At 60.7% G+C, this 12681-nt stretch carries 9 protein-coding genes; 1 reads left to right on the forward strand and 8 read right to left on the reverse strand.

What is annotated here, in order from left to right:
* Positions 1 to 23: 23 nt before the first annotated feature.
* The 5 genes from TX24_RS10215 to betI form a co-directional block, all read right to left on the reverse strand.
* Positions 24 to 1340: a TldD/PmbA family protein gene (locus TX24_RS10215; protein ID WP_057710272.1), complete on the reverse strand. Its 1317-nt coding sequence runs from the start codon at positions 1338 to 1340 to the stop codon at positions 24 to 26.
* On the reverse strand, positions 1340 to 2782 hold the full coding sequence (locus TX24_RS10220) for a TldD/PmbA family protein (RefSeq protein ID WP_057710273.1): 1443 nt from the start codon (positions 2780 to 2782) through the stop codon (positions 1340 to 1342). The genes TX24_RS10215 and TX24_RS10220 overlap by 1 nt, the downstream gene beginning before the upstream one ends.
* A gap of 192 nt (positions 2783 to 2974) precedes the next feature.
* On the reverse strand, positions 2975 to 4669 hold the full coding sequence (gene betA / locus TX24_RS10225) for a choline dehydrogenase (RefSeq protein ID WP_032894927.1): 1695 nt from the start codon (positions 4667 to 4669) through the stop codon (positions 2975 to 2977).
* A gap of 171 nt (positions 4670 to 4840) precedes the next feature.
* Entirely contained in the window at positions 4841 to 6313 is a 1473-nt protein-coding gene (betB, locus tag TX24_RS10230) for a betaine-aldehyde dehydrogenase (protein WP_057710274.1), read from the reverse strand.
* Positions 6314 to 6423: 110 nt separating this feature from the next.
* Entirely contained in the window at positions 6424 to 7017 is a 594-nt protein-coding gene (gene betI / locus TX24_RS10235) for a transcriptional regulator BetI (protein WP_044271839.1), read from the reverse strand.
* 390 nt (positions 7018 to 7407) lie between these two features.
* Here betI and TX24_RS10240 point away from each other — a divergent pair, with 390 nt between their 5' ends.
* Entirely contained in the window at positions 7408 to 9342 is a 1935-nt protein-coding gene (locus tag TX24_RS10240; protein WP_235369397.1) for a BCCT family transporter, read from the forward strand.
* Between the two features lie 166 nt (positions 9343 to 9508).
* Here TX24_RS10240 and choV read toward each other — a convergent pair whose 3' ends face one another.
* The 3 genes from choV to TX24_RS10255 form a co-directional block, all read right to left on the reverse strand.
* A complete protein-coding gene (gene choV, locus TX24_RS10245) occupies positions 9509 to 10687 on the reverse strand; it encodes a choline ABC transporter ATP-binding protein (RefSeq protein WP_032894931.1) in 1179 nt (392 codons plus the stop codon).
* Positions 10684 to 11529, reverse strand: coding sequence for a choline ABC transporter permease subunit (gene choW / locus TX24_RS10250; protein WP_003194913.1), 846 nt, complete (start codon positions 11527 to 11529; stop codon positions 10684 to 10686). The genes choV and choW overlap by 4 nt, the downstream gene beginning before the upstream one ends.
* Before the next feature lie 69 nt (positions 11530 to 11598).
* Entirely contained in the window at positions 11599 to 12546 is a 948-nt protein-coding gene (locus TX24_RS10255) for a choline ABC transporter substrate-binding protein (protein ID WP_032894932.1), read from the reverse strand.
* Positions 12547 to 12681: the final 135 nt, after the last annotated feature.

A 12681-nucleotide genomic window follows, 5' to 3' on the forward strand; every position in this document is an offset into this window, starting at 1 on the left:
GCGAGCAAGCTCGCTCCTACGGTTTATAAGGTCAGCGTCAGGCGCTTTACCAAAGCGCCTGGCAACAGGTTGGAAGCGGTGTTGCGCTGGTCATAGGTACTGGCCGACAACAGCAGCTCCCGATCAGCAGTCAGCGCTTCCAATTGCGAACCGAGCAACTGATAGACACTGTCATCAAAGCGCATGGTGCTGACAGGCGCCTGGATCTCGCCGTTTTCCACCCAGAAGGTCGCAAAGCGCGTCATGCCGGTCAGACGCGCTGCCGGCAGGTCGGAGTAGTTCAGGTACCACAGGTTGCTGATATACAGCCCGGTGCCCAACTGCTTGAGAATATCGGCCTGGGCCAGGTTGCCGGCCGCCATTTGCAAGGCGCTGGGCGACTCGTCGCTGCTGGCGCCGTTGGTGTTCAAGCCGTATTCGGCGGCGCTGCGCGAGTTGATCAACTGGCCCTCGGCCTGGCCTGCGTTGATCAGGGTGACATCCTCGCGCGGGTAGCCTTCAGTGGAAAACGCCTGGCTCAGGGAGCCGCTGATCTGCTCATCCACCGTCACCAGCGGGCTCAGTGACTGATCACCCGCGTACAGGCGTTGCAACGAACTGCCTTTGCTGGCGATGGCCTGGGCCGAAAAACCACCCCAGGTGATGATGCTGATGATTTCTTCCAGCGCTGCCGGCGCCAGGTAGGCGCGGTATTGGCCGGGCGCCAGGTTGTGCAGCGGGCGATCGAGAAACGCCAGTTGCTCCCGGGCCTGTTGGAAACGGGCGGCGAATTCGGCGCTGTTCCAGGTATGCCCGGCGTAGCTGGCTTTGACCGCTTCGCCATTGGCGTGGAACAGGCTGAAGTCGAAATTGAAGCTGTTAGCCCGGTGCCAGCCGAACGCGCCCGTTGAGCTGGCGAAACCACGGCTGATGGGGCCTGCGGCGTAGAAACCGACCAGGTCCACGCCGTCGGCGGCTTGGCTGATATCGTCCAGCACCTGGGCCAGTTCCGGCAGCGGGCGCAGCTGTTCGTTATGGTTGTGCCAGGCGTCGGGGTTCAACAGCAGGTACGGGTCAGGCGGTAACAGCGGCAAGGTTTCGCGCAGTTGTTGCAGGCCATTCGCCAGGCGTTGGCGATCCAGCTCCGCTTCGCCCGACAGGGTGATACCCAGGTCGGCGTGGCGCCCATCGTTGATCAATTTGAGGTTCAGGCTGGCCTGCTGTACCTGGCCGGCCTGGCGCACCTGTGCGTGGTTGAAGCGCACGAACTCGGACGCTTCATCCGCGTAGCCGAGTTGAAAGTGTTCCTTGTCGGTGATGGCTTGCTGGAGCCAGTCCACCAGTGCCTTGAAGTGGTTCATCAGGCATCTCCCCCAAATACATCGACATTGCTGAATACACAGGCCGGCGACGCATGGCCGACGCGGATCACCTGGTTGGGTTCGCCCTTGCCGCAGTTCGGCGTGCCCAACACCTTGAAGGTGCTGGCATCGCCCACCGCGCTGAGCTTGCGCCAGAACTGCGCGGAAATCGCCCGGTAGTTGGGGTTCTTCACCACGCCCTTGAGTTCGCCGTTTTCGATCAACTGGCCCCACTCGCAGCCGAACTGGAACTTGTTGCGCGCATCGTCGATGGACCACGAACGGTTGGTCGACATCAGGATGCCGTTCTCGATGCCGCCCACCAATTGCGCGAGGCTTTTATCGCCGGGCTCGATATTCAGGTTGGCCATGCGGTCGATGGGCGCACGGTTCCAGCCGCAGGCGCGGCTGTTGGCAACGCCTGGCAGGTTGGCGCGAAATTGCGACAAGGCACCGCCCAAGGGCTTGAGCAGCAGGCCCTCGCGAATCAGAAATTGCTTGCTGGCAGGCGTGCCGTCGTCGTCATGGCCGTAGCTGGCAAGCTGTTCGGGGATGTCCGGGTCGAAGGTGACGTTGAGCAACGGTGAGCCATATTGCAGGTGGCCGAAGTCGCTGGCCTTCACAAAACTGGTGCCGGCGTAATTGCGCTCGTCACCGAGGATGCGGTCCAGCTCCAGCGGGTGGCCGATGGATTCGTGGATCTGCAGGATCATCTGGTCGGGCATCAGCAGCAGGTCACGCGGGCCGTGGGGCGTATTCGGTGCGAGCAGCAACTGCAGGGCTTCGTCGGCCACTTTGCGGGCGGCGCCCACCAGGCCGAAGCGCTGGATCACGCCGGCACTGCCTTGCTGGCCGAAGTTGGTGCCGCCCAAGGTGCGGGTCTGGCTGTCGTTGCCGTCGAAGGCGGTGACGCTCAAGCCGGGGAACACGAAACGCTGGGCCTGACGCAATTGCGCGCCGGCGCTGTTGAGGTAGATCTGTTCGACCCGCGTGGTGCCCAGGCTGACTTCCCAACTCACCAGGCGCTCATCCTTGGGCACGGCGGCGGACTCATCGCCGAGCAATTGGTAGCAGTCGCTCAGGGAAGGGAAGGGCTGGTCGAGGTCGGGCGACAGGTAGTCGGCGACGTCGCTGGACACTGGTTGCTGGTGCAGGTCGAGCAGGGCGTGAGGCTTGATCAACCGGGCTTGCTGTTCAGCACGCTCAAGGGCGGCTTGCAGGCCGGCAAGGGAAATATCGTTGGTCGCGGCGTAGGCTTCCACGCCGTTGAGACGCACGGTAAGCATGGCGCCTTCGTCATGGCCCAGGTGAGGCGGTTCGGCGACGTTCTTGCGCACCGACAGGTACTGGCCGGATTCGCGAACGTAGCGCAGGGAGAAAAATTCGGCGGTGGTGCGCAGGGCACCGAAGTGTTTCTTGAGCGTGGCGTGGTGTTCGAACATGGGGCCTTCCTTGTGGGCGGCTCGGCGCGGGCAGGCCAACAGAGTAGGCCTGGGCGGGGAGCTGATCAAGGGAGGTTTTGTTGTGTCTGGTCGGGCCTCATCGCGGGCAAGCCCGCTCCCACATTTTGAGTTGTGAACCCATTCAACTGTGGGAGCTGGCTTGCCTGCGATGCAGGCACCGCGGTGTATCAGTTACTGCGCAATCTCACGCAACGGCTTGCCACGCACCGGCGCATCGCCTGCCACGTAGTAATCGGCGGTGCTGCGCGGCAGCGGCTTGCGGCCACGGATCTTGTCGGCGATTTTCTCGGCGATCATGATCGTCGGCGCGTTCAGGTTGCCGGTGGTGATGATCGGCATGATCGAGGCATCGACCACACGCAGGCCCTGCATGCCATGCACGCGGCCTTCGCCATCGACTACGGCCATCTCGTCGGTGCCCATCTTGCACGAGCAGGACGGGTGGAACGCGGTCTCGGCGTGCTCGCGGATGAACTTGTCCAACTGCTCATCGGTTTGCACGTCGATGCCCGGGCTGATTTCGCGGCCACGGTATGGGTCCAGTGCCGGCTGCTGCATGATTTCACGGGTCAGGCGGATGCCATCGCGGAACTCCTGCCAGTCCTGCTCGGTGGCCATGTAGTTGAAGAGGATGCTCGGGTAGTCCCGTGGGTTCTTCGACTTCAGCTGGATACGGCCACGGCTTGGCGAACGCATGGAGCCCATGTGCGCCTGGAAACCGTGCTCTTTCACACCGTTGCTGCCGTTGTAGTTAATGGCTACCGGCAGGAAGTGGTACTGGATGTTCGGCCACTCGAATTCTTCACGGGTACGGATAAAACCGCCCGCTTCGAACTGGTTGCTGGCGCCGATGCCGGTGCCGTTGAACAGCCATTCGGCACCAATCGCCGGCTGGTTGTACCAGAGCAGCGAAGGGTACAGCGACACGGGCTGGGTGCAGGCGTATTGCAGGTACAGCTCAAGGTGGTCCTGCAGGTTTTCACCCACGCCCGGCAGGTCGTGGACCACCGGGATGTCGAGGCTTTCCAGCAATTTGGCCGGGCCGACGCCGGAGCGTTGCAGCAGTTGCGGCGAAGCGATTGCGCCGCTGCACACCAATACTTCTTTACGCGCACGGGCTTCAACGCGCTCTTCGGCCGCGCCGATCAGGTAACGCACGCCCACTGCACGCTTGCCTTCGAACAGTACTTTGTCGGTGAGGGCATGGGTGACGATGGTCAGGGTCGAACGCTTTTTAGCCGTGTCCAGGTAACCGCGTGCGGTGCTGGCGCGACGGCCGTTCGGCGTGACGGTACGGTCCATCGGGCCGAAGCCTTCTTGCTGGTAGCCGTTCAAGTCTTCGGTACGTGGGTAACCGGCCTGTACGCCCGCTTCAACCATGGCGTGGAACAGCGGGTTGTTGCCCGCTTTCGGCGTGGTCACGCTGACCGGGCCGTCGCCACCGTGCCAATCGTTGGGGCCGATGTCGCGGGTTTCGGCTTTGCGGAAATACGGCAGGCAGTCCAGGTAGGTCCAGTCTTCCAGGCCCGGCAGCTTCGACCAGTTGTCGTAGTCCATGGCGTTGCCACGGATGTAGCACATGCCGTTGATCAGGGAAGAGCCACCCAGGCCCTTGCCGCGACCGCATTCCATCCGGCGGCCGTCCATGTGGGGCTCTGGATCGGTTTCGTAGGCCCAGTTGTAGCGGCGGCCCTGCAGCGGGAAGGCCAGGGCGGCTGGCATCTGGGTACGGAAGTCGAGGCGGTAGTCCGGGCCACCGGCTTCCAGCAACAGGACGGTGACGCCTTCGTCTTCGGTCAGACGGGTCGCCAGGGTGTTACCGGCGGAGCCGGCACCCACAATGATGTAATCGTATTCTTGGGACATGAATGTACCCTCTTTGAAGTATGGTCAGGTCTGGCGAGTGCTTCGCACTCGATCGCAGGCAAGCCAGCTCCCATATTTGATCGGGTTCACACAGAGCAAATGTGGGCGCCGGGCTTGTCGAGTCGTCGCACCGCCGCGATGGCCTCACGGGCAATACAAGACTCGCTGGTGTTAGAACACCGAGGCGTAATCGCCCAATTCAACCTGTACCGATTTGATGCGGGTGAAGTTGTTCAGCGAGCTGATGCCGTTCTCACGGCCCACACCCGACTGCTTGTAGCCACCGACCGGCATTTTCGCGTCGGACTCGCCCCAGGCGTTGATCCAGCAGATACCGGCTTCCAACTGGTGAATCACGCGGTGGGCGCGGTTCAGGTCGCGGGTTACAAGGCCAGCGGCCAGGCCGAAGTCGGTGTCGTTGGCGCGACGGATCACTTCTTCTTCGGTTTCATAGGTGAGGATGCTCATCACCGGGCCAAAGATTTCTTCACGCACGATCACCATGTCGTCGGTGCAGTCGGTGAACACGGTCGGGGCCACGAAGGCGCCTTTGGCGAAGTCGCCGTCAGTCAGGCGATCGCCGCCGCACAACAGGCGGGCGCTTTGTTCTTTACCTTTGGCGATGTAGCCCAGCACGCTTTCCATGTGGGCGAAGCTGACCAGCGGGCCGAAGTTGGTGTTTTCGTCTTCCGGGTTGCCGATGCGAATACGCGCAACACGCTCAACGATCTTGGCTTCGAACGCGGCTTGCAGGTGCTTGGGCACGAACACACGGGTGCCGTTGGTGCAGACCTGACCGGAGCTGTAGAAGTTGGCCATCATGGCGGTGTCGGCGGCGCGGTCGAGGTCGGCGTCGTCGAAAATGATCAGCGGGGACTTGCCGCCCAGCTCCATGGTCACGTCTTTAAGCGAGGAGCTCGACGCGCTGGCCATGACTTTCTTGCCGGTGTCGGTGCCGCCGGTGAAGGAGACTTTTTCGATGCGCGGGTGCTCGGTCAGCCAGGTGCCGACTTCACGGCCGCTGCCGGTCAGTACGTTGAACACGCCCGCTGGAACGCCAGCCTCGGTGTAGATCTCGGCCAGTTTCAGGGTGGTCAGCGAGGTGACTTCGCTTGGCTTGAAGATCATCGCGTTACCGGCAGCCAGGGCTGGTGCGGACTTCCACAGGGCGATCTGGATTGGGTAGTTCCACGCGCCGATACCGGCAACCACGCCCAGCGGCTCGCGGCGGGTGTAGACAAACGAGGTGTCGCGCAGGGGGATCTGCTCGCCTTCGATGGCGGGCACCAGGCCAGCGTAGTATTCCAGCACGTCAGCACCGGTGACGATGTCGACGTACTTGGTTTCAGAGAAGGCTTTACCGGTGTCCAGGGTTTCCAGGGCGGCCAGTTCATCGTTGCGCTCGCGCAGGATGTCCACGGCACGACGCAGGATGCGCGAACGCTCCATGGCGGTCATGGCGGCCCAGATTTTCTGGCCTTTTTCAGCGCTGACCACGGCACGTTCAACGTCATCGAAGGTGGCGCGTTGCACTTGGGCGAGAACTTCACCGTTAGCCGGGTTGATGGCTTCGAAGGTGGCATCGCTGCCAGCGTCGCTGTAGCCGCCGTCAATGTAGAGTTTTTGCAGGTCGAAACGGGCCATAAAGTCCTCGCAAGTGCATAAGTGGTTGGCGTTACCCGCCGAACAGTGGGCCATGGGGTTGTGGCAACACTGAGCGGCGGACGTTCAGGGGTTGAGCGGTTATGTGTGCTCTAACTCACCTGCTTGGCCAATTGGAAATCCATGTATTCGTAAGCGATCCGTTGCGCCTGCGCCGTGTCGAAAGCGTCTCCCGACAGGGCGCCGCGCAACCACAAACCGTCGATCAGAGCCGCCAGGCCTCGGGCTGCTTTGCGTGCGTGCGGCAGCGGCAGCACTCGGCGGAACTGGCAGCACAGGTTGGAATACAGACGTTGATCGTTGATCCGCTGCAACCTGTGCAATGACGGGTGGTGCATGCTGGTGGCCCAGAAGGCCAGCCAGGTTTTCATTGCCGGGCCGTTGACCTGGCTGGCGTCGAAGTTGCCTTCGATGATCACCTGAAGGTGCGCCCGTGGGCTGTCATCCTTCAAGGCACGCCTGCGTTCTTGCACGTTCTCGATCAGCGCATTCATCAGGTAGCGCATCGTCGCTGCGATCAGGCCGTTCTTGTCCTGAAAGTAGTGGCTGATGATGCCGTTCGAGACGCCGGCCAGACGGGCGATCAACGCAATGCTGGCATCTCCCATCCCGACCCGATCGATGGCCGTCAATGTGGCTTCGATCAACTGCTGGCGGCGTATGGGTTGCATACCGACCTTGGGCATGTAGCACCTCTCCTTAGGCCTGCCGATGGGCGATCCACGTCCGTCGGCTTGAGGGCCAGTCTATTTTGTTTTGATTGAACGTTCAATCAACAAAGAATAAGATCTGCGACAAATGGTCGCTGCCTACAGATGTTTCCTACCTGCGAGCTGCAACCTTCGACACCTGCAAAAACCCTTGAAACAGGCCACTTCAGAGCCTGATCACCGCCTTGGCGGGCTCAAGAATTTTCGGGGTGTCTTTATAACACCCGTCCGTCGACTGCCGAAAAATCGATGTCCCGGGATAACCGTTGCCTTGTGTTTCTCTTTCGCACTGCCTGGAGCATCTGCGCCATGAGTTCTGCCTCTCTTATAAAGACCCCACCGGAAAAGGTCCGGGTCAACGGTTGGGTGTTCTACACCTCCACCGCGCTGATTTTATTGTTGACCGCCATTCTGATCGTCGCCCCGCAGGAGGCCGGGCGCCTGCTCGGCGTAGCACAGGCCTGGCTGTCGAAAAGCTTTGGCTGGTACTACATGGTGGTCATCGCCGCCTACCTGGTGTTTGTGGTCGGCCTGGCGTTTTCGTCCTATGGGAAACTTAAGCTGGGTGCGAAGGACGATACCCCAGACTTCAGCTACGGCGCCTGGGCCGGCATGTTGTTCTCGTCGGGTATCGGCATCTCGCTGTTGTATTTCGGTGCGTCCGAGCCGTTGGACCACTACTTCAACCCGCCCGAAGGCGCTGCCGCCAGCAATGGCGCGGCACGCCAGGCGCTGCAACTGACCTTCCTGCACTGGGGCCTGCACGGCTGGGCGATCTATGCGCTGGTGGGCCTGGCCGTGGCGTACTTTGCTTATCGTCACAACCAGCCGCTGGCCTTGCGTTCGGCGCTGTACCCGCTGGTGGGCGAGCGTTGGGTGAAGGGCGCCGCCGGCCATGCGGTAGACGGTTTCGGCATGTTCGTGACCCTGCTGGGCCTGGTGACCAACCTGGGGATCGGCTCGATGCAAGTGTCGTCGGGGCTGGAAAACCTGTTCGGCATGGAGCACAGCAATACCAATTTGCTGATCGTGATCATCGTGATGAGCACCGTGGCGACCATCGCTGCCGTGTCGGGTGTGGAAAACGGCATTCGCCGCCTCTCCAACCTCAACATTGTGCTGTTCAGCGGTTTGCTGATCTTTGTGCTGCTGTTCGGCCCTACCTTGCACCTGCTCAATGGCCTGGTGCAGAACACTGGTGATTACCTCAACGGTATCGTGCTCAAAACCTTCGACCTGTATGTGTACGAAGGCGACGGTGCCAAGACCGAACGCTGGATGGGCCTGTGGACCCTGTTCTACTGGGCCTGGTGGATTTCCTGGGCGCCATTTGTAGGCATGTTCATCGCGCGTATTTCCCGTGGGCGTACCGTGCGTGAACTGGTGGCTGGCGTATTGCTGATCCCGCTGGGCTTTACCCTGGCGTGGCTGTCGATCTTCGGCAACTCGGCCCTGGATTTGGTGTTGAACCATGGGGCGGTGGAGTTGGGCAAGACGGCGCTGGAACAACCGTCCATGGCCATCTACCAACTGCTTGAGCATTACCCGGCGTCGAAAGTGGTGATCGGCGTGTCGATCTTCGTGGGCTTCGTGCTGTTCCTGACGCCTGCGGATTCCGGCGCGGTGATGATGGCCAACCTTTCCTGCAAAGGCGGTAATGTGGATGAAGATGCGCCGCACTGGTTGCGTATCTTCTGGTCGGCGGTGATCACCCTGGTGACCATCGGCCTGCTGTTTGCCGGTAACTTCGAAGCCATGCAAACCATGGTGGTGTTGGCGGGGCTGCCGTTCTCGGTGGTGCTGGTGTTCTTTATGTTCGGTTTGCACAAGGCCATGCGCCAAGACGTGGCCATCGAACAGGAGCAGGCGCAATTGGCTGAACGCGGGCGTCGTGGTTTCAGCGAGCGTTTGACTGCCCTGGACCTGCAACCGAGCCAGGCCACCGTGCAGCGCTTTATGGACAAGCACGTAACGCCGGCGTTGGAAGAAGCCGCGAGTGCGTTGCGTGATCAGGGCCTGGAAGTGCAGACCTTGCTGGGCAAATCCAAGCGCTGCATCGGCGTGCGAATCGAGATGGACGAAGGCAACCCGTTTGTCTACGAAGTGAGCCTGGATGGCTACTCGGCAGCACCCGCTGACCTGCCTGAAGAAGAGCGCACTCGTTACTACCGTGCCGAGGTGTACCTGCACAACGGGCCTCAGGAGTATGACCTGATGGGCTTCACCCAGGAGCAGATCACCCGGGATGTGCTCGATCAGTTTGAAAGCCATCGGCAGCTCCTTGGCCGGGTCTATAGCTGATAGTTGAGCGGGCGGCGCCTTAACTGGCGCCGCTTAGCTAATGTGAAAGCAGATCAAAATGTGGGAGCGGGCTTGCTCGCGAATGCGGTGGATCAGTAATAGATGTACTCACTGACACACCGCATTCGCGAGCAAGCCCGCTCCCACATTTGCTCTGCGGTGCGGCTTAGCCCAGGTTCTTGCCCAGCAGGGCATGGTAGAGCTCACTGTCTCCCAAAATCCCCACCACCTTGTTGTTGTCGTGCAGCACCAGCTTGTTGCCTGTCTGGTAGCGAATCTGCAACGCATCGCGCATGCCGATGTTCGAGTCCACCAGCGTCGGTACGCGGCCCAAGCCTTCCACGGCCTGCCCTGGCGCCCAGTTTTGCAGGTTCATCGTCACGCCATTCTGGCGTGCGCCCTGGATGGTGTTGCCTTCGGCCAGGTCCAGCCAGGAGTCGCCACCCGGATCAAGGCACACTGAACCATTCACACGCGTGCAGTTATCCAGGGTGCGCATCAGGCTGCGCCCGCACAGCACGTTCAGCGGGTTGGTATGGGCGACGAAGGTGCGCACATAGTCATCCGCCGGGTTCAGCACAATCTCTTCCGGCACGCTGTACTGGATGATCTTGCCGTCTTTCATGATCGCGATACGGCTACCGAGTTTGAGTGCTTCGTCCAGGTCGTGGCTGACGAACACGATGGTCTTGCTCAACTTGCGTTGCAGCTCCAGCAGTTCATCTTGCAAGCCTTGACGGATCAACGGGTCGAGGGCCGAGAAGGGTTCGTCCATCAGCAGGATATCGGCGTCCATCGCCAGGGCGCGGGCCAGGCCGACGCGCTGCTGCATGCCGCCGGACAACTCGTCGGGCTTCTTGTTGCGCCATTGGCTCAGGCCCACCAGTTCGAGCTTTTCGTCCACCAGCGTACGTCGTTCTTTCTCTGGGCGGCCCTGCATCTCCAGGCCGAAGCTGATGTTCTCGCGCACCGTCAGCCAGGGCATCAGGGCGAACTTCTGGAACACCATGGCGATGCGTTTGGTGCGCATCATTTTCAGCTCGGCGGGGGTGCAGGAGGCGATGTCGATCTGGCGACCTTCATGCTCCACAAACAGCTGGCCACGGCTGACGGTATTGAGGCCGTTGATGCAGCGCAGCAAGCTGGACTTGCCTGAGCCCGAGAGGCCCATCAGCACACAGATCTCGCCTTTCTCGATGTCCAGGCTGGCCTTTTCAACGCCGACAATCTGCCCGGTCTTCTTCAGGATTTCGTTACGGCTCATGCCCTGATCCAGCAGCTTGAGCGCTTCGCGTGGGTCTTTGGAAAAGATCACGTCGACATTGTCGAATCGGATAATGCTCATGCATCACCCCCTACTTTAGCGTCGGGTTGTTTGCAGATACGGTCGAGCATGATGGCGAGCAATACAATGGCCAGGCCCGCTTCAAAGCCCAAGGCAATGTCTGCGGTGTTGAGTGCGTTGACCACCGGCTTGCCGAGGCCATCAGCGCCCACCAGGGCCGCGATCACCACCATCGACAGCGACAGCATGATGCACTGGGTAATGCCGGCGGCGATGCTCGGCATGGCGTGGGGCAGTTCAATGCGCGAGAGCAACTGGCGGCGCGAGCAGCCAAAGGCTTTGCCGGCGTCCATCAGCTCTTGCGGGACATCACGGATACCCAGGTAGGTCAGGCGGATCGGCGCGGCAATCGCGAACACCACCGTGGAAATCAGCCCAGGCACCACACCCAGCCCGAAGAGGGTCAGGGTAGGGATGAGGTAGACGAAGGTCGGCACGGTCTGCATCAGATCGAGTACCGGCCGCATCATGGTGTAGAACATCGGCTTATGCGCGGCAACAATACCCAGCGGCACACCGATGACCACGCAGACCAGGGTGGCGAACAGCACCTGCGCGAGGGTTTCCATGGTTTCCTGCCAGTACCCCAGGTTGAGGATCAGCAGGAAGGAGGCGATGACAAAAACAGTCAGTCCCCATTTACGTTGAATAAAATGAGCCAGCAGCGCAATCAGACCGATCAATGCCAGTGGATTGAACCAGGTCAGCGCAAACGTCACGCCGTGGATCATCGTTTCCAGGGTCGATGCGATTGCGTCGAAGTAGTTGGCCCCGTGTTGGGTCAACCAGTCGACGAAGGCAGCGATGTACTGGCCTAGTGGGATTTTCTGTTCAGTCAGCATGGTAGTGAATGTCCACATGCGAAGGGGAAAACATCCCAGGCCAGCGCACCGGCCTGGGGTCAGCGGGTGCTATTTGGCGAGGTAAGCTTTAACGGCATCGAGCCCTGGTTTGCCATCAACGGTGGTGACACCGGCGAGCCAGGTGTCGAGCACTTGCGGGTTCTTCTGCAGCCAGGCCTTGGCGGCAGCATCGGCCTTCATCTTGTCGTCCAGGACGTTCCCCATCAGGGTGCTTTCCATGTCGAGGGTGAACACCAGGTTCTTCAGCAACTGACCAACGTTGCTGCACTCCTGGGTGTAGCCTTTGCGGGTGTTGGTGTAGATGGTGGCCTGGCCGTAGTTGGGGCCGAACGAGTCGTCACCACCGGTCAGGTACTTCATCTTGAAGCGAGTGTTCATCGGGTGCGGTTCCCAGCCGAGGAACACGATGGCCTGGTCGCGCTTGGAGGCGCGCTCAACCTGGGAGAGCATGCCGGCTTCGCTGGATTCAACCACCTTGAAGCCGGCGGTTTTCAGGCCGAAGGCATCTTTGTCGATCAGCGTCTGGATGGTGCGGTTGCCATCGTTGCCCGGCTCGATGCCATAGATCTTGCCGTTCAGCTCATCCTTGAATTTGGCGATGTCGGCGAAGTCCTTCAGGCCCTTGTCGTACAGCGCTTGTGGGACTGCCAAGGTGTACTTGGCGTTCTCCAGGTTGGCGCGCACGGTTTCCACGGTGCCGGCATCACGGTACTGCTTGATGTCGTTTTCCATGGTCGGCATCCAGTTGCCGAGGAAAATGTCCATGTTCTTGCCGTCGGCCAGGGACTTGTAAGTCACCGGTACCGAAATCATCGTGGTGCGCGGCTTGTAGCCCAGGCCCTTGAGGATCTCGCTGGTGGTCGCGGTGGTGACGGTGATGTCGGTCCAGCCGACATCGGAGAAGTTGACGGTCTTGCACTGTTCCGGTTCTGCGGCGTGTGCCACGACTGGCAGACTCAGCATGGCGGCCAACAACAACGAGGGTGAACCTTTCATGTGGGTAGACTCCTGTGTCTTTTCTGGCGGCATTCGCCGCGCTTTATAAGTGTTGCGGTTGGAGCGTGAGACAACAGCTCTGGCGCGGTGCCTTGCAAACGAGTCGAGACTGATCATGTACCAGTGAAAATCTGA

The sequence above is a fragment of the Pseudomonas lactis genome (genome assembly GCF_001439845.1).
GTDB classification, from domain to species: Bacteria; Pseudomonadota; Gammaproteobacteria; order Pseudomonadales; family Pseudomonadaceae; genus Aquipseudomonas; species Aquipseudomonas lactis.